Below are 24,887 nucleotides of genomic sequence, written 5' to 3'. Positions count from 1 at the left end.
CCTAGACCATCGCCAGGTGCTGCTTGCGCGTAGGCGGGGCAAAGGCCTGATCAATCGCTTGCAGGTCGGCAGCGCTCAAGCACAGCTCGCCTGCCGCGGCATTGAGCTGCACATGCCTTGGGTCGACGGCCTTGGGGATGGCAATCACTCCCGCATGGCGGGTAACCCAGGCCAGGCTGACCTGCGCTGGGGTGGCGTTATGGCGCTCGGCGATTTCGGCTATCAGCGGATGCTGCAGTAGCTGACCTGCCTGGGCCAGCGGGCAGTAGGCCATGATCGGCATCTGCTGCGCCTGGCTCCAGGGCAACAGGTCGAACTCGATGCCGCGTTGGGCCGGGTTGTACAGCACCTGGTTGGCTGCACAGGCCGCGTTATCAAGCTCGATCATGTCGTCCAGATCGAAGTTGGAAACACCCCAGCGACGAATCTTGCCTTGTTCGCGCAAACGCTCGAAGGCTTCGACGGTTTCTTCCAGCGGATACTGGCCACGCCAGTGCAGCAGGTACAGGTCAATGCAATCGGTGCCCAGCCGGCGCAGGCTGCGCTCGCAGGCTTGCGGCACGCCGCGCTGGCTAGCGTTGTGCGGGTAGACCTTGCTGACCAGAAACACCTGGTCACGGCGACCAGCCATGGCGGCGCCGACCACTTCCTCGGCGCCACCTTCGGCATACATCTCGGCGGTGTCGATCAGGCTCATGCCAAGCTCGATGCCTTGCTGCAAGGCCGCCACCTCGGCGGCCTTGCGCGCCGGGTCTTCGCCCATGTACCAAGTGCCTTGGCCTATGGCGGCAACGCGGCGGTCTGCAAGTTCTACTGTGCGCATGTCAACTCCTGTGGCGGGGTGTGGGCAATGACTACATCCAGCAGCGCCTCGGCTGCGGTTGAAAGCTTGTGTTCACTCAGCGAAATAACGCCAATACGCCGCTCGACGCTGGGTTCAACCAAGGCGACGCAGCGGGCGCCAAGCTCCTGCATCTGCTTGATGCACAGGGCCGGCACAGCGCTGACGCCAAGGCCATTGGCGACCATGCGGCCGATGGTGGTCAACTGATGGCTTTCGAATGCCACGGTCAACTTGCCGTGGCCGGCGGCGACGTTTTGTTCCAGCAGCAGGCGCACCGCAGACGGTCGTTGCAGGGCGATGAAATCTTCGGCCAGCAATGCCTGCCAGCTCACCTCATGCTGCAGCGCCAGCGGTGAGTCTGCTGGCACCACCGCCACGAAGCGGTCCATGTACAGCGGCACAAAGCGCAGGCCGTCGAGGTTGTCCGGCTCGAAACCAATGCCTAGTTCGACGCGGCGATGGCGCACCAGTTCCTGCACCTGTTCATTGATCACGTCATGCACGGTGACGTTGACCCGCGGATAACGCTGGCGAAACACCTTCAATGCCTGCGGCAGCAGGTTGCCGGCAAAGGCCGGCATCGCCGCCACCGAGACCCGCCCCAGTTGCAAGGTAAAGCGCTGGCGCAGCATCTCTTCGGTGTCGTCCCAGTCGGCCAGCAGCCGCCGCGCCAACGGCAGCAGCACCTCGCCTTCGGGGGTCAGGCTGACGCTGCGGGTGGTGCGGGCGAGCAGGGCGCCGCCGAGGTTGTCCTCCAACGCCTTGATGGTCAGGCTCAAGGCCGGCTGCGACACATGCAGATGCTCGCCCGCCTGGGCAAAGCTCAGGTACTTGGCTACGGTGACAAAGGCACGCAACTGCTTGACGTTCATGCGGGGGTGGGCCTTTTGTTTTAGAAAAATTATCAATCGATGACTAAAACAAAATTAACAAATCAGTCGGCAGCGGTGAAGATGGCTGCACGCACAAACAACTATAAAGGCGAATCAGCATGGCCGGACTGGACAAGCGCGTTGCAACCTACGAAGAGGCCCTGGCAGGCCTGACCGACAACATGACCGTACTGGCCGGCGGCTTCGGCCTCTGCGGCATCCCGGAAAATCTCATCGCCCAGATCAAGCGCAGCGGGGTCAAGGGCCTGACCGTGGTCTCGAACAACTGCGGCGTCGATGGGTTCGGCCTGGGCATCCTCCTCGAAGAACGGCAGATCGCCAAGATGATCGCGTCCTATGTCGGCGAAAACGCCGAGTTCGAGCGTCAGTTGCTCAGCGGCGAACTTGAAGTGGTACTGACCCCCCAAGGCACTCTGGCAGAAAAAATGCGCGCGGGCGGCGCTGGCATACCGGCGTTCTTCACCGCCACCGGCTACGGCACCCCGGTTGCCGAAGGCAAGGAGGTGCGTGAGTTCAATGGCCGCAAGTACATCCTCGAAGAAGCCATCACCGGCGATTTCGCCATCGTCAAAGGCTGGAAGGCCGACCACTACGGCAACGTGGTGTATCGCAACACGGCGCAGAACTTCAACCCGCTGGCCGCAACCGCCGGCAAGATCACCGTGGTCGAGGTCGAGGAGATCGTCGAACCCGGCGTGTTGCTGCCAAGCGAGATCCATACCCCAGGGATCTTCGTCGATCGTGTGATCGTCGGTACCTTCGAGAAGCGCATCGAAAAGCGCACCGTCAAGGCCTGAACGCCGCCCATAGAACAACAAAGAGATCCAGACCATGGCACTGACCCGCGAACAGATGGCCCAACGCGTCGCCCGTGAACTGCAGGACGGCTTCTACGTCAACCTCGGCATCGGTATCCCGACCCTGGTGGCCAACTATGTCCCCGCCGACATGGACGTGATGCTGCAATCGGAAAACGGTCTGCTCGGCATGGGCGAGTTTCCCACCGAGAGCACTATCGATGCCGACATGATCAACGCCGGCAAACAAACCGTCACCGCCCGCCGCGGCGCTTCGATTTTCGATTCGGCACAATCGTTCGCGATGATCCGCGGCGGCCATGTCGACCTGACCGTACTCGGCGCCTTTGAAGTGGATGTGGAAGGCAACATTGCCTCGTGGATGATCCCCGGCAAGCTGGTCAAAGGCATGGGCGGCGCCATGGACCTGGTCGCAGGCGCCGACAACATCATCGTCACCATGACCCATGCATCCAAGGACGGCGAGTCCAAGCTGCTGTCGCGCTGCAGCCTGCCGTTGACCGGTGCTGGCTGCATTCGCAAGGTGCTGACCGACCTGGCCTATCTGGAAATCGAAAACGGGGCGTTCATCCTGCGCGAAACCGCGCCGGGCGTGACTGTCGAAGAAGTGATCGCCAAAACCGCCGGCAAGCTGATCGTTGCCGATGATGTGCAAGAAATGACCTTCTGATCGCCACTGGTTTACCCCAGCCCCCCTGTAGTGGTGGGCTTGCTCTGCAAAGGCTGACCCCCTTTGCCGAGCAGGCCCGTTACTGCAGGTTTTTTGCGTGTGCCTTGAAATCCCCTGACAAGACCAATAAAAGGAAAACTACCGTGGCCGCTGAAATTCAGGATAGCCGCTCCGCCCGGTTCGCTCTGCGCTGCTCCAACTGGGCCGAGCGTTGGTTCCCCGACTCGTGGGTATTTGCCGCCTTGGCGGTGGTGCTGGTGTGCGTGGCCGCAATGGCCATGGGCGCCAAGCCGACCGACACTGCCAAGGCCTTTGGCGATGGTTTCTGGAGCCTGATCCCGTTCACCATGCAGATGGCCTTTGTGGTCATCGGCGGTTATGTGGTCGCCAGCTCACCGCCGGCGGCACGGCTGATCGATCGGCTGGCACGGATCCCGAAAAACGGCCGTTCTGCAGTCTGCTGGGTGGCGCTGATCTCGATGGTGGCTTCGTTGCTCAACTGGGGCCTGTCGCTGGTGTTCGGCGGCTTACTGGTAAGGGCATTGGCCCGCCGCACCGACCTGAAAATGGACTATCGCGCTGCAGGCGCAGCGGCCTACCTTGGCTTGGGCGCGGTATGGGCGCTGGGCTTGTCGTCGTCGGCGGCGCAGCTGCAGGCCAACCCGGCCAGCCTGCCACCGTCGATCCTGTCGATTACCGGCGTGATTCCCTTCACCGAGACCATCTTCCTCTGGCAGTCCGGCGTCCTGCTGGCGGCGCTGGTGATCGTCTCGCTGATCGTGGCCTATGCCACAGCACCCGGCGCCAGCAGCGCGCGTACTGCCGAGCAATGCGGTATCGACCCCAGCTTCACCGCGCCGCCGCCGGCGCAGCGTACCCGTCCCGGCGAATGGCTGGAACACAGCCCGGTGCTGACCTTGTTGCTGGTGGCATTGGCTGCAGGCTGGCTGTACCAGGAGTTCGCCAGCAAACCGGCGATTACCGCGATTTCCGGGCTCAACACCTACAACTTCCTGTTCATCATGCTCGGCGCTCTGCTGCACTGGCGGCCGCGCAGCTTTCTCGATGCCGTGACCCGCGCAGTGCCGACCACCACCGGGGTGCTGATCCAGTTTCCCCTGTATGGCTCGATCGCCGCGGTGCTGACTCAGGTCAAGGGCATCGATGAGCAGACTCTGGCTCACCATATCTCGACCTTCTTCGTGCAGATCGCCACGCACGACACCTATGCCTTGCTGATGGGCGTGTACTCGGCGGTGCTGGGCTTCTTCATCCCCTCGGGTGGCGGCAAGTGGATCATTGAAGCGCCGTACGTGATGCTGGTGGCCAACGACCTGCAGTATCACCTCGGCTGGGCGGTACAGATCTACAACGCGGCCGAAGCCTTGCCCAACCTGATCAACCCGTTCTACATGCTGCCGCTGCTTGGGGTGCTTGGGCTCAAGGCGCGGGACCTGATCGGCTTCTCGTTCGTGCAGCTGCTGGTGCATGCGCCGTTGGTGCTAGTGCTGCTGTGGGCACTCGGCTCGACCTTGCAGTACACGCCACCGGTGATGCCGTGAGCGGGTGCGGGCACTTAAACGGTTAAACGCGGTCACAGCCGGGCACATATTTACTCAGGAGCTGTAATGAAGAAGATTTCTCTGTGTCTCGGCGCCGCACTGTTGGCCGGGCTGGCGGGCTGCGCCGGCAATGACCACCTCGACACCAGCCGACTGACCAAGGTCGATGAGAACCACGCCAACCTTGAAGCGAACGGCGCGCGTTATACCCTCGACAGCTACATCATCCCGTTCAACCAGCCATACTTCATCAGCGTCCAGCGCGATGACGGCAAACCGCTGACCATCGCCGAGGCGGCAGCTGTCGCACAGCCGTACATCGAAACACGTGGCTGCACCCAGCCCGTGGCGCGTCGACCGGATCTGGACAAGAGCAACGCTGCGAAAACCCAGTGGATCGTCGGCATCGAGTGCTGATGACTGGCTGTTTGCTGGTGCGCTGAATCAACAACGCCTGGCTGACCTCTGTTGAGGTTCAGGCAGGCGCGTGTGCAGGGTGTGGCTACCCGCTCAAACCGCTCAGCGCAGTTGCGCCAACAGTTCCTGCAGTTTCTGGGCAAAAACGGGCACGGCGGACCACCCCGGTAGTGGTCAGGTCAGAGACAATGACGATGCTCGGCACGCGCTTGGCAATGCCGGCCAGGCTGTACTCGGCGACCTGTTGCCATTCACTGTCGCTCAGGTAGGCGCCTTCACCGGTGCTGCCCAGCGGCGCGATCACGTTGACGCCACTGTCGATCAGGCGCTCGATGCACTGGCCGAGTGCGGGCAGGTCAAGCTGTCGCCGGCATGGCTGAACGGGGTAACGGTGTAGCCGATGATGCCGTGGATTGTGTAGTCATGGTGCAAGGCCCCGCAAACAAGGCAGGCTTGCTCGACGCTGGCACCGGTCGACAGCTGGCCGTGGTGCGAGAGACTGATTTGCCCAGCCAGGCCGTAGTCATGGCCGTGGTCGAACAGAATTCGGCAGGTCAGTGCCAGCTTTTCGCGCACGGTCCACGTATTATCGGCGAGCGAACTTTGCATCTGGGTCAGCGCCTGGCGCACCAGTTGCTGTTTGCTGTGTGACAGGGTTGTGGCCATGGGCGACTATCCTCTGCGGCGAATGATGAAGGTCAGCGTTCTGTGCTCGGCTGTGTGGTGTGGTCCGAGCTCGACGACGCAATCTATGACACTAGATAGCCTATGTGACACAAAGTGTCATAAGCAGCAGCGTTTCTTGGGAATACCGAAATTCATGTCTATCCGATTGAAATTGAGTTCATCGATCCGACCTTCAAGGAGCACCAGGGCGAAGAGTTTCTGTTCGTCCATAGTGGCCAGGTTGAGGTCGATTTCATGACCGAGCGTGTGCTCCTGGGGCAGGGCGATGCCTTGCATTTCAACGCCCAGACTCCCCACCGGCTGCGCTCGATTGGCCCGCAGCAGGCGCAGTTGCTGGTGGTCGTGCAGGGCGGCGAGTAAGGGGGCGGGGCGATGATCGAGGTCTCACGGTTCTGGCGCGATCCGGCATTGCCTTTTGTTGAAGCGCGCCGCGTGGGTGACGGCCGCCAGGTGTGTTACGCGGCACACTCCCATGAGAGCTTCTCGCTTGGAGTGATTACGGGTGGGCGCAGCAGCTACATGACCGGAGCGGTCAGTCATGAGGTGACTGCGGGCAGCACGGTGTTGATCAAACCGAGCGTGGTGCACAGTTGCAACCCGGTCGCTGGCGAGGCGTGGTCGTACCTGATGCTGTTTGTCGATATGCCGTGGCTGAGTGCGCAAGGCGTGCAGTTGCCAGAGGTAACCTTGAGCCATTCTCCGGCACTGTACAGCCGTGTGCTGGAGTTATTCGCTGACTTGTTCGATAAAGCGACGGCCGAGCGCGAAGGCTTGCTGGCTGCATTTTTTCGGGACTTGCCCGGCTATCTGCAGCCTGAGGCAGCGACGCCCAATGATGAGCATGCGCAATTGGACGCTGGCGCAGCGTTCATCCGCACGCACCGGCAGGACCCGTTGACCCTCGCCGATATCTGCGCCGCTGCCGGATTGTCGCGGGCCTACCTGATTCGCGCCTTCCGCCAGCGCTTTGGGTTGACCCCGCATGGTTATCTGCTGGACCAGCGCGTGCAATATGCGCGCAGCCAACTGCGCCTGGGCCGGCCCATCGCCGAGGTGGCGGTGGACGCAGGCTTTGCTGATCAGGCGCATTTGCAGCGCGCGTTCAAGCGGCACCTGGCGGCAACCCCCGGGCACTACCGTAACGCCTCAGGCGCGCAGCAGCACCACAGCGCTGGCCACGAGTAATGCCGCCAGCAGGCGATTGAACAAGCGCAAGCGCTTCGGCTTGTCCAGGTAGTGGCTGATCACACTGCCGGCCCACGCCCAGCTGGCGATCGAGCCAAAGCAGATCGGCGCGTAGATTGCGCTGAACAGCCACAGCAGTGGCTGATCTCCGCCGGTATAGGCGCCCACGCCGGCAACAGCCGCCAGCCACGCCTTCGGGCTCAGCCACTGCATGGCCGCGCCTTGCCAGGCTGAGGGTGCCTGCAGCTGTTGTTCAGCCGCCAGTTCGCCGTTGTCGCGGGCCAGTTGCCAAGCCATGTACAGCAGGAACAACACACCGCCCCACAACAGCAACTGGCCCAGCGCTGGCCAGCGCAGCAACAGCTGGTGCACACCCAAACCGCACAGCAGCAGTAGCAAACAGAAACCCAGCGTCGCACCTGCGACATGGCCAAGGCTCGCCCGCAGGCCGTGGCGGGCGCCGCTGGCCAGGGCTACGATATTGACGGGGCCGGGTGAAATCGAGGCTGCCAGGGCAAAGGCAGCCATGGACAAGGACAGGCTCATGAGCAGGATTCCAGAGTTGAGGTGCGCTGATGGTGCGCGCCCACCCGGCCTGCGTATTGAACCAAAGTCCCCTGCGGTTTGCCTCGGAGACACCTGTTACAGGTTTTGTAATAGTTTCCCGCTGTCAGAAAATACGACTGTAATTGTAGGATCTCCATCCCAATTTCCCATTCAGGTATCTATGAACACCTTCTCGGAGCCCCCCAGTTCCTGGTCGTCCCGGCCATCTTGCACCCCCTCCCGTAACACATCCCTTGTGAGTACCCGCTAATGGAATGGCTTGCCGACCCCACGGCCTGGCTAGGCCTGTTGACGCTTATCGTCCTCGAGCTGGTGCTGGGTATCGACAACCTGGTGTTCATCGCCATCCTGGCTGACAAGCTGCCCCCGCATCAGCGCGACCGCGCGCGGGTGATCGGCTTGAGCCTGGCGCTGATCATGCGCCTGGGCCTGCTGGCGAGTATCTCGTGGATGGTCACCCTGACCGAGCCGCTGGTCGAGCTCTTCGGCAAGACGTTCTCGGGCCGTGACCTGATCATGCTGTTTGGTGGTGTGTTCCTGCTGTTCAAGGCCACCATGGAACTGCACGAACGACTGGAAGGGCATGTTGCGCAGTCCAGCGGCAGCGTCCGCCATTCGGCGTTCTGGCCGATCGTTGCGCAGATCGTGGTGCTCGATGCGGTGTTCTCGCTGGACGCGGTGATCACTGCAGTGGGTATGGTCGAACACCTGTCGATCATGATGATCGCGGTGATCTTCTCGATCGGTATCATGATTGTTGCCAGCAAGCCGCTGACCCGCTTCGTCAACGCCCATCCGACCGTGATCATGCTGTGTCTGGGCTTCTTGATGATGATCGGCTTCAGCCTGACCGCAGAGGGCCTGGGCTTCCATATCCCGAAAGGCTACCTGTACGCGGCGATTGGTTTCTCGATCCTGATCGAGCTGTTCAACCAGCTCGCCCGGGCTCGTCGCAAGCGCAGCCTGCAACAGCATCGCCCACTGCGTGAGCGCACTGCGCATGCGGTATTGCGCCTGATGGGCGGTCGCCGGGTAGAAGCGGACGAAGTTGGTGAAGAGATTGCCGATCTGGTTGAGGGTGGTCAGGAGCAGGTGCTGTTCGATCGCCGCGAGCGGGTCATGATCAGCGGTGTGCTGAACCTTGCCGAACGGCCGATCCGCACGGTGATGACGGTGCGTACCGAAGTCGATGCGCTGGACCTGGCACTGCCTGCCGAGAGCATAACCTTGGCCTTGGCCAACTCGCCATACTCGCGCCTACCACTGATTCGTAACGGGCGTATCGAGGAGCCGCTTGGTTTCGTGCACAAGAAGGAGCTGCTCAAGGAGTACCTCGAGGGCAACAGACCTGACCTTGAGGCGATGGTGCGGGCGCCCCTGAATCTGCTGGAGAGCTTCAGCATCCTCAATGCGCTGGAGCAGATGCGCGGCCAGTCGACCCATATCGCCTTTGTGGTCAACGAATTCGGTGACTTCACCGGTTTGCTGACCATGACCGATATTCTTGAGTCGATTGCCGGTGAGTTGCCAGACGCCAGTGAGGTCGAAGGCCCGGCCATTGTCGAGGAGGCTGACGGCTTTGTGGTCAGCGGTGCCTTGAACCTTAGCCAGGTGCAGGCGCGGACCGGCTTCAGTGCCCGCGCTACCGAGGACTACCAGACCCTCGCGGGCCTGGTGATGAGCTTGCTGGACCGCTTGCCGCGGGTCGGTGATTGTCTGGCCTGGAACGGCTGGACCATGACCGTGATTGCGGTGGAGGAGCGGCGCGTGCGCCAGGTGCGCCTTACACAGAGCGGCGGCGTTGACGGAGCAGGTGCTTGATGCCCTCGAGCACCAGCACCAGTACTGCCGCCCAGATAGGCAGGTAAGTCAACCACTGGTCACGACCAATGGTTTCGCCCAGCAGCAGGGCGACGCCGACCAGCAGCACCGGTTCGACATAGCTGAGCAGGCCAAACAGGCCGAACGGCAACAGCCGACTGGCGAGTACATAGGCAATCAGTGCACCGGCGCTGATTGCCCCGAGCAGCGGAATCAAGCCGTAGAGCCCGGGGTGTGCACGCAGGTCGGCGGCCGACAGTGGGCCGTGGAACACGAAGTACAGCGCCCACGGCAACAGCAGGAACATGTCGCACCACAGACCGCCCAGGTGATCGGTGCGGCAGCGCCTGCGCAGCACGAAGTAGATCGGGTAGCCGATCATCACCACCAGGGTTTCCCAGGCGAAGCTGCCATGCTGGTACAGCTCGTGGCCTACCCCCAGCGCTGCGCACGCCACTGCCACTTTTTGCAGGCGTGAAAGCCGTTCGCCGTAGACCAGCCGCCCGGTCATGACCATCGCCAGCGGCAACAGGAAATAGCCCATCGACACCTCTAGGCTGCGCCCGTGCAACGGTGCCCAGAGGAACAGCCACAGCTGCACACCCATCAACCAGGAAGTGCCGAGCATGCCCAGTAGCAGCGCCGGGCTGCGGCGCACTCGGGCAAACAGCTCGGCGACACGCTGCCAGTCCTTGCTCAGCAGCATGAAAAAGGTCAGGCAGGGTAGGGTCAGCAGGGTCCGCCAGCCAAAAATCTCTTCGCCGTCGAGCGGCGCCAGCAGCGAGCTGTAGAAGTACATCACGGCGAACAAGCAGGACGCCGTGACCGATGTAACAATTCCTTTTGACACGAATGCCTCAATTACAGTGAATGAACGGTTTGGTCAGCTGCGCATGATCTCAGGGCGAACCTCCTTGGGCAACTGCGGACGAGCCGCCAACGCCTGCAGAAAGTCCTCCAGCGGCATCGGCCGGGCAAACAGGTAACCTTGCTGAAAGTCCACGCCGTGACCTTGCAGATAATCGCGCTGCGTGGCTGTTTCGACACCTTCGGCGACAATGCCCAGGCCCAGCTTGGCCGACAGTTCGATGATGCTCTCGAGGATGTGCTGCGACAGCGCGTCACCGCCGATCATGGCGACAAAGCTCTGATCGATCTTGAGGTAATCGACCTTGAACTGACGCAGGTAATTAAGGCTTGACTGGCCGGTGCCAAAGTCGTCGAGGGCGATCATCACGCCCATGTCATGCAGTTTGGCAAACAGCTCGAGCGCAACCGGGGTGGCCTCAAGCAACTTGCGTTCGGTGAGCTCCAGGGTCAAGGCAACTCGCCCAGGAGGAAAGTGCTGCAGGAACGTCCGGCAATCTTCCAGCAAGCTCAGATCCTGGCAGTGGTCGGCAGTGATGTTGATGCCAATGTGAAAGCCGTCTTCCAACAGGGCGGCGTAGGGCGCGAGGCTTTGAGCGGTGTGCAGCATGAGGGCGCGGGTCATCGCGACGATCTGCCCGCTGTGTTCTGCATAGGGGATGAACAGGTCAGGGCGCACCAGACCTTCGCGCGGATGGTTCCAGCGCATCAGCACCTCGGCCCCGGCCCAGTGGTAATCATCCTTGCGTACTACAGGTTGGAAGTATGGTACGAATTCGTTGGCCTGTAACGCCCGATCCAGCTCCGCGCGTGGGGACGATGCACGGCGCAGTTGCCAGCGGCAGACACCTGCGGCCGCGACGCCCAGCAGCAGTAACAGGGCCATCACCGCAGGGTACTGCTGACTGATCAGTTCGACCTGCTCGCCTGCGGCAAAACCGCCATGGACACTGAACGGATAACGCGTCGAGGCCTGCTCTACTGCGGCGCTGGGCGATGCAGGCGGAGTGCCTTGATGAACTATGCCATCTTGGCCCATCCAATTGCCGCCGACGCGCAGGTACAGTTGCTGACCGCTGCCAATGAGCCGCAAGGCAGTGAGCAGATGGTCACTGTCGACAATGGTGAGCGCCGCGCGTTGTGCGTTGCCTGCACGATAGACCAGCAAGGCATGCCCTGGCGTGACAGAGTTGCCATCCATCAGCCACAGACGGTCGTCAGTATAATGAATGGGGCTGACATCCTCCTGATGCTCGCCAAACAATGACGTACAGTAGAGGATGTTGTCGCTGACCAGATTGGCTGAGCGCACAAAAGGATTGCGCGTGACCTCACTGCGCAGCGCGACCGCAAGCTGCGCGCACGGCTGCCCTGCCAGTGGCAGCAGGGCCTGGGCTGCCGTTGCCAGGCTGTCAAGAATGTGCTCGACATGGGCAACGACCAGACGGCTGGTTTTCTCGCTGGCCTGATACATGTCACGCTGGCTTTGCCAAGCCATTACACCAACCCCGCACAACACAGGCAGAAGGCCCACCAGCCACGGGAGCAGGGCATGCCAACGGCGGCGGCCGGGATGTTTGTTTGAAAGGGGCATGTGGACCTGAATGTGACGATGACCTGCCTAGGATAGCCGCTGGTCGGGCTGAGCGGACAACTAAAAGCGCGACAAACCCATTTACGCCCTATAGAATCCAATTACGAATAAAACAATAAAGTCCTCTCATGCTGAGGGCCAAGCCGCCGAGAATGTGCCCCTATGCCACACCATGGGTTCAAATTGATCATTGGTACTTTCCTCGCCCGCAGCGTGCGTGGCATCCCCTGCTCGCCACCCCGGCTGTCCGCCATCGAACGCAACTGAATAATCGTTATTACGCAGTAGATGAGGACACGAACATGGCTGATATCTTCGAAAACCCGATGGGCCTGATGGGCTTTGAGTTCATTGAACTGGCATCGCCGACGCCGGGCGTGCTGGAACCTGTATTTCAGATACTGGGCTTCACCAAGGTCGCTTCGCACCGCTCCAAAGATGTCCACTTGTACCGCCAGGGCGACATCAACCTGATCCTCAACAACGAGCCCAAAAGCATTGCCTCGTACTTTGCTGCCGAGCATGGTCCGTCGGTGTGTGGCATGGCCTTCAAGGTGCGCAACGCCCATGAAGCCTATGCGCGTGCACTCGAGCTGGGCGCGCAGCCGGTGGAGATCGAAACCGGCCCGATGGAGCTGCGACTGCCCGCCATCAAGGGCATTGGTGGTGCGCCGCTGTACCTGATCGACCGTCACGAAGAAGGCAGCTCGATCTACGACATCGACTTCAAGTTCATCGAAGGCGTCGAGCGCAATCCGGTCGGTGCGGGGCTGAAGATCATCGACCACCTGACCCACAACGTCTACCGTGGGCGCATGTCGTATTGGGCCAACTTCTACGAGAAGCTGTTCAACTTCCGCGAAATTCGCTATTTCGACATCAAGGGTGAATATACCGGCCTCACCTCCAAGGCCATGACTGCGCCGGATGGCATGATCCGTATTCCGCTGAATGAAGAGTCGTCCAAGGGCGCCGGCCAGATCGAAGAGTTCCTGATGCAGTTCAATGGCGAGGGCATCCAGCATGTCGCCTTCCTTACCGATGATCTGCTCAAGACCTGGGACGCGCTCAAAGCTCTGGGGATGCGCTTCATGACCCCGCCACCACAGACCTACTACGAGATGCTTGAAGAGCGGCTGCCAGGCCACGGCGAGCCGGTGGACCAGCTGCAGCCGCGCGGCATTCTCCTCGACGGCGCGGCTGAATCAGGTGACAAGCGCCTGCTTCTGCAGATCTTCTCGGAGACCTTGTTGGGACCAGTGTTCTTTGAATTCATCCAGCGCAAGGGTGATGACGGTTTCGGTGAAGGCAACTTCAAGGCCTTGTTCGAATCGATCGAGCGGGATCAGGTGCGTCGCGGCGTTCTCGACGTGCAATGACGGCTGGCGCACCCTGCTTGTGGTTCAGGCAGTGGTGCGCTCTCGCTTGCGCCGAGCGCGGAGTATGCCCCAGTAGGTAATGGCGGCAGTCAGCAGACCTACCAGCGTCAGCGAGGGCAAGACCTGAACCATCAGCATACGCGCCTCTGACAGCGTGTACCCCGCTGGATAGCCCACGTTCACCCGATAGTCATGCCGAGTCGACGGCGTACTGCGGAAGAATTCGCTCTGTGAAGGTTGTTGCTGATCGCGGCTATCGCCTTGACTCCAGAGATAAGCGTCCTCGAACTCCAGTACCAACACAAGCCCATCCTGAAAACCCTGCAGTTCTCTGCGCAGCTCAATGCCATAGCTCGTCGCAATGATGCCTGGGCCATCGTTGCTCAACCGGTATTCGACCATCACGCCATTGGGCGTTGTCGGCGAGTCGAAATTCAGCCTGACCGTGCGTCCGGCGGTGATGTCGATGTGATGCGGAATGATCGTTGGCAAGGTGCTGCAGTACGCCAGATCATCTTTGGTCAGCTCCAGTGAGTGGATTCGCGGGTCGCTGGCGGTCATCGCTCGCAGTTGTTCGATCACGTTGTCACACGCCTGGCCGCTGAACTGGCTGGCGGTACTGGCCGTGAGCAACAGACTGTCCAAGCGTCGATCGATCGCGAACAAAGCCTCATGGGCCGATATGCGCGCGTTTTCGTCTAACTTGCGCTCCAGCTGGTAGTACATCACGGTCAGCCCGGAAACGATCGGTATCAGCCCGACCGCCGAGACTAACAGCAGCTCCAGCAAACTACGCCCTGTGTGCATGAGTTTTGACATCGGCAACATCCTTCCCTCTGGTGCTGTCCGCGTTTGGACAACTGGCAGATCAGATTACGTAGGGCGCGACACCGCAGATGTAGGCTTATGTCGATTCAGCTTTGGGGAAACACCAGCTACGCTGTGGGAGCTCGGAGCAAAGCGGGGTCAGAGGTCTCCTGCTTGCCTCGCAAATCCGGCGTTGCAGTGGATCAACTTCCAGCAGATCATGCGCATTAGCACCGAAGCCGGCAATGTCTGGTGCGCCCTGGGTTATACGCCGATCAGAGACGAGCAGGCACGCGTCGCGGGTTTTCTGCATACCGTCATCAACGCCACAGCCAGCGTCGAACCGCCGGGCGAGTGGCGTGAGCTGACTGAGTTTGTGACCGTGGTGGGCAGTGACATCGAATGCCCGTGAGGCCTGCAATCTTGCGGGCACAGTGACCATTCCATCACCGACATTGGCCTGCCTGGCGGATCCAGTGGTCGCCAGGTGGCGCAGGCGATGCTGCGGCTGCAACCGCAGCAGAAGATCCTGTTCATAACCGGCTACAGCGATCACCCGATCGAGCAGGCCTTGGCTAACAGTTTGTACAGTCCGCGTCGCCTCTAACCCCAGTCCTGAAGCCTCGGACAGCGTGCAATTGGTTGCCAGGTGCTACAAGCCTTGTTGCAGAATCGGATCGTCCGGGTTCTGGCGCTCTAGCTCGGCCAGCAGCACTTGCACATTCTGCAGTTGCCCGGTCTCCTTCCAGTACTGGATCAACAAAAGCCGCGCATTGCGATTGGCAGGTTGCCGGTCGAGGATGGTTTGCAGCTGCTTCTGGGCGGCTTCAACCTGCTCGAGCTGATGCAAGGTGACCGCCAGCATGTAGCGGTAATCAGTGTTTTCCGGCTCCAGTTCAACCGCGCGGGCAAACGCCAGCAAGGCATATTCGGTTTGCTGATGGCGATTGAGCCACAGGCCGAGATCGTGCTGCAGAAAGGCCGAGTCTGGCTGCAGCGCCAGCGCTTTGGCCAAAACCTGGCGAGACTCGTCGTGCAAGCCTTGGCGTTCGAGCAGGCGTACCTGGACGGCGAGGGCATCCAGGTTTTGCGGGCTCAGCTGCAGACTGCGCTGCAGGGCCAAAGCGGCATGTGCGTAATCATCCTCATGCAGATACAACCGGGCCAGATGCACTTGCGCGGCACTGTCTTCCGGTTGCGCCAGAAGGGCTCGTTGGTAGGCTTCGAGGGCTTGTTGCAGCGGCCCGAAATACAAGCCGATGGCGTCCGCGTCGAGGCCGAGCAGAGCATCTACTGCCGCGAAGCGCACACTTGGCTCGTCATCATCAAGCATAGGCCCAAGCGCCAGGCTGCGTTGGCCGGCAGGCAACAGGCGGCGAATACTCTCGATGGCTGCGCGACGTACCATCGGGTCATCGTGTTGCAGGTCAAGCCTGGCCAGCTCCAGCGCTTTTGGCGAGGGATAGTTGGGCAACTCGGCATACAGTGCTGCGCGCCGGATGGGCGTCAGGTCGTCACGCTGCAACTGTTGATAGAGCACCCGCGCAGCTCCTGGCAGGCCGTCGTGGGCCTGGCGCAGCGCTTTGCCATAACTGTGCGGCGCGACTGCCGGGACGCTAATTTCGACATCACGCGAGCAGTAGCCGAGGGTGGCCGATACCAGGATCAGAGCGAACACGGCGATCAGGTACAGGCGGTGTCTGGGCATTGGCAGGTCCGGTGGTCAGGTAGCACTGAGCTTGGGCCAGCCGCCGCCTAAATGCAATGCGGGAGGGCGCGTGGGCGTCGCTAGACAACACCGCAGTCAGCGAATGAAATGCACCTTGCCGGTGTCGTCATTGCCCATGTAGATCCCGTACACACCCGCCTGACGCTCCAGGATATAACGCTCGAGAATCTGTCGGATGGCCGGGTAGTAGATCTCGTCCCAGGGGATCTGGTCAGGCTCGAAAAACTTGTAGGCGAGGGTCTCGGCACCGAACCCGCCGGTTTCAGCGGTGGCGATGGCGCGGAAGACGATATACACCTCGCTGATTTTGGCCACGCTGAAGATCGAGTAGGGCGAGACGATTTCGGCCTGTACGCCGGTTTCTTCCCAGACTTCACGCAGCGCCGCCTGTTCGGTGGTTTCGCCGGCTTCCATGAAACCTGCCGGTAGCGTCCAGGTGCCAGGGCGCGGGGGGATCGCGCGCTGGCACAACAGGTACTTGCCATCGCGCTCGATGATGCAGCCGGCGATGATTTTCGGGTTGATGTAATGGATGTAGCCACAAGCGCCGCAGTACAGGCGCTCATGGGTATCACCGGAAGGTACGCCCCGGGCAAGCTCGGTAGTGCAGTACGGGCAATAGCGCGGGGCGTTGGGCATGGTCAGCGGCCTATGCGAGGGTCCTTCAGGGCCAGGGGCGCAACGATCTCGCGCACCTTGGTATTGTCGTCCTGCTTCTGGCGCAGGTAGTCCAGCGCCACTGCAGCGGCAGCGCGTACGTGATCGACCGAGGCCTGGTGTGCGGCCAGCGGGTCGCCACTCTTGATCGCCGCAACGATCTTTTCCATTTCCTTGTTGCTGGCGCCACGGCGGTTCTGTTGCGACACCGAGGTCGCTCGCAGGTAGCTGATGCGTGCCTGCAACTGACGCAACTGGGTTGCCGCGACATGGTTGCCGGAGCCTTCCAGGAGCACGTCGTAGAAGCCTTGCACCGAGTCGATCACCTGTTGCAACTCGCCATCTTCAAGCGCTTCGCGGTTGACTTCGAGCGCGCGCTCGAGGGCGCGGATGTCCTTGGCCTTGGCGTTAAGGGTGAACAGCTGGACGATCAGGCCCTCGAGTACACAGCGCAGCTCGTAGATGTCACGGGCATCTTCCAGGGTGATGATCGCGACCCGCGGGCCCTTGGCGTCGGCAAATTCGACCAGGCCTTCGGATTCGAGGTGGCGTAGCGCTTCGCGGACCGAAGTACGGCTGACGCCGAGGCGGTCGCACAAGTCGCGTTCGACCAGGCGGTCACCGGGTAACAGGTGAAAGTTCATGATCGCGTTGCGCAGCTTGTCGAGCACGATCTCGCGCAGGGTAACGGGGTTGCGGTTGACCTTGAAGCTGTCGTCGAGTGGCTGGCGTTTCATCAGGTGCGCTCTTTATGAGGCTGTTGCGCCAACCTCGCGAAGCACCACGAACCGGGGCGCTCCTTGCAGTGGTTCGAACAGCCCGCTGTTAACGGGTTGACTCCGCGTCGGCTTCGGCAAATGCCTCGCGGGCCAGCCGGAAGCTGTCTACCGCCGCCGGCACGCCGCAATAAATGCCGACCTGGAGCAGGATCTCGCGAATCTGTTCACGGCTCAGGCCATTACGCAAGGCGCCGCGGATGTGCAGCTTAAGCTCATGGGGCCGATTGAGCGCGGAAATCATTGCCAAGTTTATCATGCTGCGCTCTTTGAGCGACAAACCATCACGGCCCCAGACATGCCCCCAGCAGTACTCGGTGACCAGGTCCTGCAGCGGCTTGGTGAATTCATCGGCGTTCTGCAGAGAGCGGTTGACGTACTCTTCGCCCAACACTTGCGTGCGGATCTCCAGGCCCTTTTGATACTTGTCGTTGCTCATGGCAGTGCTCCGCAATAAAACAGGGGCCGCGAACAAGGGTGAGGTTCGCCGCGGCCCCCAAAAAGTCAGCGCTGCGCCAAGCAGCGCGGTGGCACTCAGGTCAGCCCAGCGATGGCAGGGCGCCGAGCTTGCCACGATGGTAGACCATCGGCGTCACCGGCTCGGCCGGCAGCACCAGGTTTTTCACCGCACCGACGATGATCGCGTGATCGCCGCCGTCGTATTCGCGCCACAACTCGCACTCGATGATCGCGGTGGCCTTGGTCAACAGCGGGTTGCCCAGCTCGCTGAGCTGCCACTCGATGCCCTTGGCCTTGTCTTTGCCCTTGCCGGCAAAGGCATAGGCTTCGGCGGTCTGCCCGGCCGACAGCAGGTGAATGGCAAACTGCTTGCTGTCTCGCAGGATCGGGTAGGTGTCCGAGGCGTAGTTGGGGCAGAACAGCACCAGCGCCGGCTCGATCGACAGCGCACTGAAGGCGCTGGCAGTGATGCCGACGATGCCGCCGTCGGCGTCCAACGTGGTAACGACCGTGACGCCCGAGGGAAACGAGCCCATCACGTCTTTGTAGATGCCAGGTTCGATCATCTTGGCAGTGCTCCTTAGCGCATCACGAAGGGGTCGGGCATGGGCGCGGTGGACAGGTTGATCCACACGGTCTTCAGCTCGGTATAGGCCAGCACCGAATCGATGCCACTTTCACGGCCGTAGCCGCTGTTCTTGAAGCCGCCGATCGGGGCCATGGCCGAGACTGCACGGTAGGTGTTGACCCAGATGATCCCCGAGCGCACGTCACGGGCCAGCCGGTGGGCGCGGCCCAGGTCGCGGGTCCAGATACCTGCCGCCAGGCCGAACTGCGAGTCGTTGGCGATCGCCAGGGCCTCTTCTTCGGTCTTGAAACGAATGACCGCCGCGACCGGGCCGAATACTTCTTCCTGCATGATCTTCAGCGAGTTGCTGTCGCACTCGAACAGGGTCGGCTCGTAGAACCAGCCATCGCCCTCGACCTCGGCACGCTTGCCACCCATGCGCAGTTTAGCCCCCTCGGCGCAGGCTGCGGCGACCAGGCCTTCGACCACTGCCAGCTGCTGTGCGGTGGCCATCGGGCCCATTTCGCTCTGCTCATCCTGCGGGTTACCGATGCGGATGCGTTTGGCCCGCTCGACCAGCCGTGCAACGAACTCGTCGTAGATTTCGTCCTGCACCAGCAGCCGCGAGCCGGCCACGCAGCTCTGCCCAGAGGCCGCATAGATACCGGCCACTGCACCATTGATGGCGCTGTCCAGGTCGGCGTCGGCGAAGATGATGTTGGGCGATTTGCCACCCAGTTCCAGCGACAGTTTGGCGAAGTTCTCGGCGCTACTGCGCACTACATGGCGGGCAGTCGCAGCGCCGCCGGTGAAGGCGATCTTGCGGATCAGCGGATGACGGGTGAGGGCAGCGCCAGTGCTTGGGCCGTAACCGGTGACTACGTTGACCACGCCAGGTGGGAAACCAGCCTCAAGGGCCAGGCGGGCCAGCTCGAGAATGGTCGCCGAAGCGTGCTCGGACGGCTTGAGGACGATAGTGTTACCCGCGGCCAGCGCCGGTGCCAGCTTGATTGCGGTCAGGTACAGCGGGCTGTTCCAGGGGATGATGCCGGCCACTACACCCATCGGCTCATGCACGGTGTAGGCGAACAGATCAGGCTTGTCCAGCGGCAGGGTGCCGCCTTCGAGCTTGTCGGCCAGGCCCGCGGTGTAATGGAAAAACTCTGGCAGGTAACCGACCTGGCCGCGGGTTTCGCGGATCAGCTTGCCGTTGTCGCGGCTTTCCAGCTGGGCCAGGTGTTCTTTATTCTCGGCAATCAGGTCGCCAAGCCGGCGCAGCAGTTTGCCCCGCGCAGTCGCGGTGAGGCCGCGCCAGGCCTTGCTATCGAAGGCGCGCTGGGCCGACTGCACGGCCTGCTCGACATCAGCTTCGTCGGCGTCGGGCAGTTGCGCCCAGACCTGCGCGGTGGCCGGGTCGAGGCTGTCGAAAGTCTTGCCGTTCTGGGCATCGCACCATTGGCCATCGATGCACATCTGGAAACGAACGAGGGTCATGCAACTATCCCCTTGGCGGATTCGGTGAGGGTGCGCGCTTGACTGAGGAAGTCCAGCAGCATCTTGTTGACTTCACGCGGCGCTTCTACTGCCATCATATGCCGTTGTTCGGCGAGGACCACGCAATGTGCGCCGGGGATGCGTGCGGCGAGCTGGCGGGTCATGGCCGGAGTGGAGCCGGAGTCGAGTTCGCCGGTGGCGATCAGGGTTGGTGCCTGAATGCTGCCCAGATCGCTTTCGCGGTACATGTCCTGGGTGGCGAACAGCGAATAGGTAGTGTGGTAGCCCTGCGGGTCATTGCTGGCCAGGATCTGCTTGATCGCGGCGACCTGAGCCGGGTTGGCGGCCTTGTACTCGCGGCTGAACCAGCGCTCCAGGGCGGCGTCGACGTTGGCGTCCGGGCCCAGTTCGGCCGCTTGTGCCGCGCGGGCGATGACCCCGGCGCTCTGCTCGGGCGAGCGGTTGAACACGCTGTTGAGCACCACCAGGGCCGTCAACCGCTGCGGATAATTCAGGGCAAAGGCCCGTGCCACCAAGCCGCCCATCGAGAAGCCGATAACCGTGGCCTGGGCGATCTGCAGATGGTCGAGCAGCTCGGCCAGTTGCGCGGCGTAACCCTCAAGTGGGGTATCGGCGGCAGGCAACTGGCTCTGGCCGTGGCCGAGCATGTCGTAGGCTATGACCTTGTGGTCAGTGGCGAGGCCGACGATCTGGCCGCCCCACATTTCCTTGTTCAGGCCGACGCCGTGGATCAGTACCACAGGCTGGCCTTGGCCAGTCACCAGGTAGCTGGTGCCGGCGGGTGTGCGTTCAGCAACAGGCTGAATCATCGAGGGCGCTCCTTGAGCGTGAGGCGTGGCGCTGTGCGCACGCCCCGGCCCGTTGATCTAATTGTTATTGAGCTTTTTCGGCTGCCAGTTCTTCGAGGTCGATGTAGCGGTTGCCGATGCGCGGGTGCAGGCGGCCGCCGTCAGCGGCGCCCAGTACCACCACGATCTCGTCGGCACGTGGTGCATCTTCGATCTGCATTTCCAGGGTGATGTAGTGCGAACGCAGGCCTTCGTCATCCTTCTGCATCATCGGGATCTGGATCGAGGTGCCTGGGCCGCCACGCTTGTTGGTGAAGCTCAGGTAGCTCTTGGCTTGCACCGCTTCGCGGTAATGGTTGCCAAAGCGCAGGGTGTGGATCACCGCCGAAGCGTGTTCGATCTCGCCATCAGCACCGACGACCGCCGCTTTGCCGTAGGCCTCGATCTTGTCCGCGCCGCCGATGGCAGCAATCAGACGCTCGACCATCAACGCGCCGAGGTCGGAGCAATTGGCACGGATTTCCGGTTTCAGATCATCAACGAAACCGCGACCCGCCCATGGGTTCTTGATCACCACAGCCAGGCCGACCATGGTCACCGGTTTGTCGGTGGCCTTGCCGCCTTCGATGCGGGTTTCTTCGGAGTAGGTGACGATCTTGCGGATTTCGAAACTCATGGGTGGCTCCTGTCAAAGGTATCTGGTCTTGTTGTCTGATGGTATACCATAATATTTGTTCTGCAATAGCTTGATTGAAATTTCTCCGGCGAGAAGACGAAAGGCCGGGCAATCCAGTGATGCAGGTGCGGGGGGTAGATGATCGGCAAAAAAATGCCCGCTCTCGCAGGCGATCAAGCCCGCAGGAGCGGGCTGTTCCCGCAATGAATTCAGGTAATGGGAATTCAGTTGAAAGCCGGCACGACTTCCTTGATGAACAGCTCCAGCGACTTCTTCTTTTCGGCATGCGGCAAGCTGTTGTCACACCAGAAGCTGAACTCGTCGACGCCGAGCTCCTGGTAGTACTTGATGCGCGCAATGATTTCTTCAGGCGTGCCGATCATGGTGTTCTTGCGAATGTTGTCCAGCTCGAAGGCGGGCACTTCGGCAAACTTCGACTCCGGGCTCGGCTCGAGGAAGCCATTGACCGGAACGGTCTTGTTGCCGAACCAGGCATCGAATGTGCGGTAGAAGCGCGCAATCGCCTTGGCGCCGACCTTCCAGCCATCTGGCTCGGCAGCGCTGTGCACGTGGGTGTGGCGCAGCACCATCAGTTGCGGGCGCGGTACCTCTGGGTTGTTGTCCAGTGCGGCCTGGAATTTGTTTTTCAGGTCGAGCACTTCTTCGTCACCCTTCATCAACGGGGTGACCATCACGTTGCAGCCGTTCTTCACGGCAAAGTTGTGCGAGTCTGGGTCACGTGCGGCAATCCACATCGGCGGCATGCCGCTTTGGACTGGCTTGGGTACGCTGGTCGAAGTAGGGAATTTGTACACCTCGCCTTCGAAGGCGTAATCGCCTTTCCACAATTCGCGGACCGCCGGGACCATCTCACGCAGAGCCTTGCCGCCTTCAGTGGCGGGCATGCCATTGGCCATGCGGTCGAATTCGAATTGGTAGGCGCCGCGCGCCAGGCCCACTTCCATTCGCCCGTTGCTGATCACGTCGAGCAGGGCGCATTCGCCGGCTACCCGGATCGGGTTCCAAAACGGCGCGATGATGGTGCCGGCGCCCAGGCGAATCTTCTCGGTGCGTGCGGCCAGGTAGGCCAGCAGCGGCATCGGGCTGGGCGAGATGGTGTATTCCATGGCGTGGTGTTCGCCGATCCACACGGTGCTGAAACCGCCGTCCTCGGCCATCAGGGTCAGTTCGGTGAGGTCTTCGAACAACTGGCGGTGGCTGACCTGTTCATCCCAACGTTCCATGTGCACGAACAACGAAAATTTCATGGGGCATTCCTCAACGCTTGAATGTCGCGCCTGGCAGGGCAGGCGTCAGTGATCACAACGGACGCGCCTGGCATCCGTAGACAGAATAGGCAGTGCTCAGGCGAAGGCAGGCAGGCTGGCCATCTTGCCGCGGCAGTAGATCATCGGCTGTGGCGCTTGCTCAGGCACGATCAGGTTCTGCACCTTGCCGACCATGATGGCGTGGTCGCCACCTTCATATTCACGCCACAGTTCGCACTCGATGATTGCGGTGGCGTTGGCCAGCAGGGGATTGCCCAGCTCGCTCAAGGTCCACTCGATGCCAGCGGCCTTGTCCTTGCCCTTTTTCGCGAAGGCGTAAGCCTCGGCCTGCTGCTCGCCGGAGAGCAGGTGAATGGCAAAGCGCTTTTTGGCGATCAGGACAGGGTAGGAGTCGGAGCTGTAATTAGGGCAGAACAGCACCAGCGGCGGGTCCATCGACAGCGAGGAAAACGCGCTGGCGGTAAGGCCGACGATCTGGCCGTCGTCATCCAGGGTGGTGATGACGGTAACGCCGGACGGGAAGGAGCCCAGGACGTTCTTGTAGACGGTTGCGTCGATCATGAAGTGATCCTCTTCGCAGGGGAGCGGTGGTCCGCTTTTTATCGTTGATGTGTCTGATGGTATACCGTAATACTCGTTTTGCAAGCGCTAATTACGCATCTGGAAAAAACACGATGAAAGGCGCCAACCCTTTGAATACGCGGTCTTGCCGTCAATTTAGATTGGCTTGGAAAGTTGCTGAACCGGATCAGTTACTGATTTTTAGGGCGGCTCAGTGTTGTCAAAAGTTTGGAATACCATAATATGGTCCGCAGCTGAGAGGCCGCCATGAGCGGTTTCCTACAACGATAAAAACGACCCTTTCGAGCTGAATTCCTATGTCCCAATCGTCGTCGCAGCACCAGTTTGTCGAGAATCACACGGTCGATTACGTGCCACCTGCAGAGCGCCACGGGAAGGCGCGCGACCTGTTCACCCTCTGGTTCAGCACCAACATCGCGCCACTGCCCATCGTCACCGGCGCCATGGTGGTTCAGGTGTTTCATCTGAATCTGCTGTGGGGGTTGATCGCCATCGCTCTAGGGCACTTGCTCGGCGGGGTGGTGATTGCCCTGGCCTCGGCGCAGGGGCCGCAATTGGGCATTCCGCAAATGGTCCAGAGCCGTGGCCAGTTCGGCCGCTATGGCGCTCTGCTGATCGTGTTCTTCACCGCGCTTATCTATGTTGGCTTCTTCATCTCCAACATCGTGCTGGCCGGCAAATCGATCCATGGCATTGCCCCCAGCGTACCGATGCCGACGGCAATCGTGATCGGCGCTCTCAGCGCCACGGCGATCGGCGTGATCGGCTACCGCTTCATTCATAGCCTCAACCGCATCGGCACCTGGGTCATGGGTTCGGCGCTGCTGGCCGGTTTCATCATGATGTTCGTCCAGGACCTGCCCGCCGACTTCTTCAGCCGCGGCAGCTTCAACTTGTCCGGCTTCATCGCCACTGTGTCGCTGGGCACCATCTGGCAGATCAGCTTCTCGCCCTACACCTCTGATTACTCGCGCTATCTGCCGCGCGAAATCGGCATCGCCAAGCCGTTCTGGGCGACCTATTTCGGTGCCACCCTGGGCACCATCCTGTGCTTCAGTTTTGGCGCGATTGCGGTGCTGTGCGTGCCGGAAGGCACTGATGCCATGGCGGCGGTGGAACAAGCCACTGGCTGGTTGGGGCCGATCCTGATGGTGCTGTTCCTGCTCAATATCATCAGCCACAACGCCCTCAATCTGTACGGCGCGGTGCTGTCGATCGTGACCGCGATTCAGACCTTCGCGGCGCAGTGGACTCCCAGCATCAAGGTGCGGGTGATCCTCGCTGCAGTGATTCTGCTCGGTTGTGGGATGGTTGCGCTGAACGCGTCGGCTGACTTCATCGGCCAGTTCATCGGGTTGATCCTGGCACTGCTGCTGGTGCTGGTGCCGTGGGCGTCGATCAACCTCATCGATTTCTACCTGATCAAGAAAGGCGTGTACGACATCGCCTCGATCTTCAGCGCCGATGGCGGCATCTACGGGCGCTTCAACCACCACGCGATCATTGCCTACGCCTGCGGCATTCTGGTGCAGCTGCCGTTTGCCAATACTGCGCTGTATGTCGGGCCGTACTCGAATCTGGTCGAGGGCGCAGATTTGTCGTGGTTGTTTGGCTTGTTGGTGACCTGCCCGCTGTATTACTGCCTGGCCACACGTGGCCAGACCCAGCGGGCTGGCAAGCCGCTACGCATCAACCCCTGATAGACAGCGGGGGCTGCCCGGCAGCCCCCTTTTACTG

At 61.2% G+C, this 24,887-nt stretch carries 25 protein-coding genes and 3 pseudogenes; 10 read left to right on the top strand and 18 right to left on the bottom strand.

Translation table 11 applies throughout. The features are described from left to right. Position 1 precedes the first annotated feature (1 nt). Together ACIOAU_RS06275 and ACIOAU_RS06270 are read right to left on the bottom strand one after the other, a co-directional pair. A complete protein-coding gene (locus tag ACIOAU_RS06275; RefSeq protein ID WP_101318833.1) occupies positions 2–823 on the bottom strand; it encodes an aldo/keto reductase in 822 nt (273 codons plus the stop codon). Then, positions 811–1,716, bottom strand: coding sequence for a LysR family transcriptional regulator (locus ACIOAU_RS06270; protein ID WP_101318835.1), 906 nt, complete (start codon positions 1,714–1,716; stop codon positions 811–813). The genes ACIOAU_RS06275 and ACIOAU_RS06270 overlap by 13 nt, the downstream gene beginning before the upstream one ends. Before the next feature lie 119 nt (positions 1,717–1,835). On the opposite strand from ACIOAU_RS06270, the gene ACIOAU_RS06265 reads away from it, so the two are divergent. The 4 genes from ACIOAU_RS06265 to ACIOAU_RS06250 all read left to right on the top strand — a co-directional run bounded on the left by ACIOAU_RS06265 (position 1,836) and on the right by ACIOAU_RS06250 (position 5,204). Continuing rightward, positions 1,836–2,534: a CoA transferase subunit A gene (locus tag ACIOAU_RS06265; protein WP_101318837.1), complete on the top strand. Its 699-nt coding sequence runs from the start codon at positions 1,836–1,838 to the stop codon at positions 2,532–2,534. Between the two features lie 34 nt (positions 2,535–2,568). After that, a complete protein-coding gene (locus ACIOAU_RS06260; protein WP_101318839.1) occupies positions 2,569–3,225 on the top strand; it encodes a CoA transferase subunit B in 657 nt (218 codons plus the stop codon). Positions 3,226–3,368: 143 nt separating this feature from the next. Further along, positions 3,369–4,787 carry a short-chain fatty acid transporter gene (locus tag ACIOAU_RS06255; RefSeq protein ID WP_101318841.1) on the top strand — a complete coding sequence of 473 codons (1,419 nt, stop codon included), beginning with the start codon at positions 3,369–3,371 and terminating at the stop codon, positions 4,785–4,787. Positions 4,788–4,853: 66 nt separating this feature from the next. Then, positions 4,854–5,204, top strand: a complete 351-nt coding sequence (locus ACIOAU_RS06250) for a hypothetical protein (RefSeq protein ID WP_150569449.1) — start codon at positions 4,854–4,856, stop codon at positions 5,202–5,204. Positions 5,205–5,346: 142 nt separating this feature from the next. Here the strand turns inward: ACIOAU_RS06250 and ACIOAU_RS06245 are convergent. Both ACIOAU_RS06245 and ACIOAU_RS06240 read right to left on the bottom strand, forming a co-directional pair. Continuing rightward, a pseudogene (locus ACIOAU_RS06245) lies at positions 5,347–5,636 on the bottom strand (dihydrodipicolinate synthase family protein); the annotation flags it as partial. A 66-nt stretch (positions 5,637–5,702) separates the two neighbouring features. Beyond that, a pseudogene (locus ACIOAU_RS06240) lies at positions 5,703–5,870 on the bottom strand (aldolase); the annotation flags it as partial. A 156-nt stretch (positions 5,871–6,026) separates the two neighbouring features. Here ACIOAU_RS06240 and ACIOAU_RS06235 point away from each other — a divergent pair. Both ACIOAU_RS06235 and ACIOAU_RS06230 read left to right on the top strand, forming a co-directional pair. Beyond that, a pseudogene (locus ACIOAU_RS06235) lies at positions 6,027–6,251 on the top strand (cupin domain-containing protein); the annotation flags it as partial. Between the two features lie 12 nt (positions 6,252–6,263). After that, the gene (locus ACIOAU_RS06230) at positions 6,264–7,076 is read left to right on the top strand and encodes an AraC family transcriptional regulator (protein ID WP_150569445.1); all 813 of its coding nucleotides are present in this window, start codon (positions 6,264–6,266) and stop codon (positions 7,074–7,076) included. Here the strand turns inward: ACIOAU_RS06230 and ACIOAU_RS06225 are convergent. Further along, a complete protein-coding gene (locus ACIOAU_RS06225; protein WP_150569444.1) occupies positions 7,038–7,622 on the bottom strand; it encodes a LysE family translocator in 585 nt (194 codons plus the stop codon). The genes ACIOAU_RS06230 and ACIOAU_RS06225 overlap by 39 nt on opposite strands. Positions 7,623–7,892: 270 nt before the next feature. Here ACIOAU_RS06225 and ACIOAU_RS06220 point away from each other — a divergent pair, with 270 nt between their 5' ends. Next, the gene (locus ACIOAU_RS06220) at positions 7,893–9,464 is read left to right on the top strand and encodes a TerC family protein (RefSeq protein ID WP_101318849.1); all 1,572 of its coding nucleotides are present in this window, start codon (positions 7,893–7,895) and stop codon (positions 9,462–9,464) included. On the opposite strand, the gene rarD is transcribed toward ACIOAU_RS06220, so the two are convergent. Together rarD and ACIOAU_RS06210 are read right to left on the bottom strand one after the other, a co-directional pair. Beyond that, on the bottom strand, positions 9,427–10,314 hold the full coding sequence (rarD, locus tag ACIOAU_RS06215; RefSeq protein ID WP_101318851.1) for an EamA family transporter RarD: 888 nt from the start codon (positions 10,312–10,314) through the stop codon (positions 9,427–9,429). The two genes, ACIOAU_RS06220 and rarD, sit on opposite strands and share 38 nt — an antisense overlap. A 33-nt stretch (positions 10,315–10,347) precedes the next feature. Beyond that, positions 10,348–11,925, bottom strand: coding sequence for an EAL domain-containing protein (locus ACIOAU_RS06210; protein WP_401180689.1), 1,578 nt, complete (start codon positions 11,923–11,925; stop codon positions 10,348–10,350). Between the two features lie 302 nt (positions 11,926–12,227). On the opposite strand from ACIOAU_RS06210, the gene hppD reads away from it, so the two are divergent. Next, the gene (gene hppD, locus ACIOAU_RS06205; protein ID WP_101318855.1) at positions 12,228–13,304 is read left to right on the top strand and encodes a 4-hydroxyphenylpyruvate dioxygenase; all 1,077 of its coding nucleotides are present in this window, start codon (positions 12,228–12,230) and stop codon (positions 13,302–13,304) included. 24 nt (positions 13,305–13,328) lie between these two features. On the opposite strand, the gene ACIOAU_RS06200 is transcribed toward hppD, so the two are convergent. After that, positions 13,329–14,123, bottom strand: coding sequence for a CSS-motif domain-containing protein (locus tag ACIOAU_RS06200; RefSeq protein WP_188035807.1), 795 nt, complete (start codon positions 14,121–14,123; stop codon positions 13,329–13,331). A 208-nt stretch (positions 14,124–14,331) separates the two neighbouring features. On the opposite strand from ACIOAU_RS06200, the gene ACIOAU_RS06195 reads away from it, so the two are divergent. Continuing rightward, entirely contained in the window at positions 14,332–14,523 is a 192-nt protein-coding gene (locus ACIOAU_RS06195) for a hypothetical protein (protein ID WP_150569441.1), read from the top strand. A 240-nt stretch (positions 14,524–14,763) separates the two neighbouring features. Here ACIOAU_RS06195 and ACIOAU_RS06190 read toward each other — a convergent pair whose 3' ends face one another. From ACIOAU_RS06190 to ACIOAU_RS06145, 10 genes are all read right to left on the bottom strand, one after another. Next, positions 14,764–15,819: a HEAT repeat domain-containing protein gene (locus ACIOAU_RS06190; protein ID WP_188035808.1), complete on the bottom strand. Its 1,056-nt coding sequence runs from the start codon at positions 15,817–15,819 to the stop codon at positions 14,764–14,766. A 96-nt stretch (positions 15,820–15,915) separates the two neighbouring features. Beyond that, a complete protein-coding gene (locus tag ACIOAU_RS06185) occupies positions 15,916–16,479 on the bottom strand; it encodes an NUDIX hydrolase (protein WP_401180684.1) in 564 nt (187 codons plus the stop codon). A 2-nt stretch (positions 16,480–16,481) separates the two neighbouring features. Beyond that, positions 16,482–17,234 carry a GntR family transcriptional regulator gene (locus tag ACIOAU_RS06180; protein WP_101318863.1) on the bottom strand — a complete coding sequence of 251 codons (753 nt, stop codon included), beginning with the start codon at positions 17,232–17,234 and terminating at the stop codon, positions 16,482–16,484. Between the two features lie 88 nt (positions 17,235–17,322). Further along, positions 17,323–17,712: a carboxymuconolactone decarboxylase family protein gene (locus ACIOAU_RS06175; RefSeq protein ID WP_101318865.1), complete on the bottom strand. Its 390-nt coding sequence runs from the start codon at positions 17,710–17,712 to the stop codon at positions 17,323–17,325. 100 nt (positions 17,713–17,812) lie between these two features. Continuing rightward, entirely contained in the window at positions 17,813–18,298 is a 486-nt protein-coding gene (locus ACIOAU_RS06170; protein ID WP_103437117.1) for a flavin reductase family protein, read from the bottom strand. Positions 18,299–18,312: 14 nt separating this feature from the next. Further along, on the bottom strand, positions 18,313–19,794 hold the full coding sequence (locus ACIOAU_RS06165; protein ID WP_101318869.1) for an aldehyde dehydrogenase: 1,482 nt from the start codon (positions 19,792–19,794) through the stop codon (positions 18,313–18,315). Further along, entirely contained in the window at positions 19,791–20,624 is an 834-nt protein-coding gene (locus tag ACIOAU_RS06160; protein WP_401180678.1) for an alpha/beta fold hydrolase, read from the bottom strand. Before ACIOAU_RS06160 ends, ACIOAU_RS06165 begins: the two co-directional genes overlap by 4 nt. 64 nt (positions 20,625–20,688) lie before the next feature. Then, positions 20,689–21,279: an amino acid synthesis family protein gene (locus ACIOAU_RS06155; RefSeq protein WP_101318873.1), complete on the bottom strand. Its 591-nt coding sequence runs from the start codon at positions 21,277–21,279 to the stop codon at positions 20,689–20,691. A 224-nt stretch (positions 21,280–21,503) separates the two neighbouring features. After that, positions 21,504–22,547: an LLM class flavin-dependent oxidoreductase gene (locus ACIOAU_RS06150; protein WP_181107220.1), complete on the bottom strand. Its 1,044-nt coding sequence runs from the start codon at positions 22,545–22,547 to the stop codon at positions 21,504–21,506. Positions 22,548–22,643: 96 nt separating this feature from the next. Next, complete coding sequence (locus ACIOAU_RS06145) at positions 22,644–23,129, bottom strand: flavin reductase family protein (protein ID WP_101318877.1); 486 nt, start codon at positions 23,127–23,129, stop codon at positions 22,644–22,646. 317 nt (positions 23,130–23,446) lie between these two features. Here ACIOAU_RS06145 and ACIOAU_RS06140 point away from each other — a divergent pair, with 317 nt between their 5' ends. Further along, a complete protein-coding gene (locus ACIOAU_RS06140) occupies positions 23,447–24,850 on the top strand; it encodes a cytosine permease (protein ID WP_101318879.1) in 1,404 nt (467 codons plus the stop codon). Positions 24,851–24,887: the final 37 nt, after the last annotated feature.

Source organism: Pseudomonas sp. NPDC088322 (assembly GCF_044740745.1).
Taxonomy (GTDB): Bacteria; Pseudomonadota; Gammaproteobacteria; order Pseudomonadales; family Pseudomonadaceae; genus Aquipseudomonas; species Aquipseudomonas shirazensis.
This window is presented reverse-complemented; position numbering and strand designations above follow the sequence as displayed.

Coding starts and splice junctions, on each gene's coding strand:
- ACIOAU_RS06250 (WP_150569449.1), top strand. CDS start 4,854: ATGAAGAAGATTTCTCTGTGTCTCGGCGCCGCACTGTTGGCCGGGCTG.
- hppD (WP_101318855.1), top strand. CDS start 12,228: ATGGCTGATATCTTCGAAAACCCGATGGGCCTGATGGGCTTTGAGTTC.
- ACIOAU_RS06260 (WP_101318839.1), top strand. CDS start 2,569: ATGGCACTGACCCGCGAACAGATGGCCCAACGCGTCGCCCGTGAACTG.
- ACIOAU_RS06170 (WP_103437117.1), bottom strand. CDS start 18,298: ATGATCGAACCTGGCATCTACAAAGACGTGATGGGCTCGTTTCCCTCG.
- ACIOAU_RS06200 (WP_188035807.1), bottom strand. CDS start 14,123: ATGTCAAAACTCATGCACACAGGGCGTAGTTTGCTGGAGCTGCTGTTA.
- ACIOAU_RS06150 (WP_181107220.1), bottom strand. CDS start 22,547: ATGAAATTTTCGTTGTTCGTGCACATGGAACGTTGGGATGAACAGGTC.
- ACIOAU_RS06195 (WP_150569441.1), top strand. CDS start 14,332: ATGCGCATTAGCACCGAAGCCGGCAATGTCTGGTGCGCCCTGGGTTAT.
- ACIOAU_RS06175 (WP_101318865.1), bottom strand. CDS start 17,712: ATGAGCAACGACAAGTATCAAAAGGGCCTGGAGATCCGCACGCAAGTG.
- ACIOAU_RS06220 (WP_101318849.1), top strand. CDS start 7,893: ATGGAATGGCTTGCCGACCCCACGGCCTGGCTAGGCCTGTTGACGCTT.
- ACIOAU_RS06190 (WP_188035808.1), bottom strand. CDS start 15,819: ATGCCCAGACACCGCCTGTACCTGATCGCCGTGTTCGCTCTGATCCTG.
- ACIOAU_RS06165 (WP_101318869.1), bottom strand. CDS start 19,794: ATGACCCTCGTTCGTTTCCAGATGTGCATCGATGGCCAATGGTGCGAT.
- ACIOAU_RS06230 (WP_150569445.1), top strand. CDS start 6,264: ATGATCGAGGTCTCACGGTTCTGGCGCGATCCGGCATTGCCTTTTGTT.
- ACIOAU_RS06145 (WP_101318877.1), bottom strand. CDS start 23,129: ATGATCGACGCAACCGTCTACAAGAACGTCCTGGGCTCCTTCCCGTCC.
- ACIOAU_RS06265 (WP_101318837.1), top strand. CDS start 1,836: ATGGCCGGACTGGACAAGCGCGTTGCAACCTACGAAGAGGCCCTGGCA.
- ACIOAU_RS06185 (WP_401180684.1), bottom strand. CDS start 16,479: ATGCCCAACGCCCCGCGCTATTGCCCGTACTGCACTACCGAGCTTGCC.
- ACIOAU_RS06225 (WP_150569444.1), bottom strand. CDS start 7,622: ATGAGCCTGTCCTTGTCCATGGCTGCCTTTGCCCTGGCAGCCTCGATT.
- ACIOAU_RS06210 (WP_401180689.1), bottom strand. CDS start 11,925: ATGCCCCTTTCAAACAAACATCCCGGCCGCCGCCGTTGGCATGCCCTG.
- ACIOAU_RS06270 (WP_101318835.1), bottom strand. CDS start 1,716: ATGAACGTCAAGCAGTTGCGTGCCTTTGTCACCGTAGCCAAGTACCTG.
- ACIOAU_RS06275 (WP_101318833.1), bottom strand. CDS start 823: ATGCGCACAGTAGAACTTGCAGACCGCCGCGTTGCCGCCATAGGCCAA.
- ACIOAU_RS06155 (WP_101318873.1), bottom strand. CDS start 21,279: ATGAGTTTCGAAATCCGCAAGATCGTCACCTACTCCGAAGAAACCCGC.
- ACIOAU_RS06160 (WP_401180678.1), bottom strand. CDS start 20,624: ATGATTCAGCCTGTTGCTGAACGCACACCCGCCGGCACCAGCTACCTG.
- ACIOAU_RS06180 (WP_101318863.1), bottom strand. CDS start 17,234: ATGAAACGCCAGCCACTCGACGACAGCTTCAAGGTCAACCGCAACCCC.
- ACIOAU_RS06140 (WP_101318879.1), top strand. CDS start 23,447: ATGTCCCAATCGTCGTCGCAGCACCAGTTTGTCGAGAATCACACGGTC.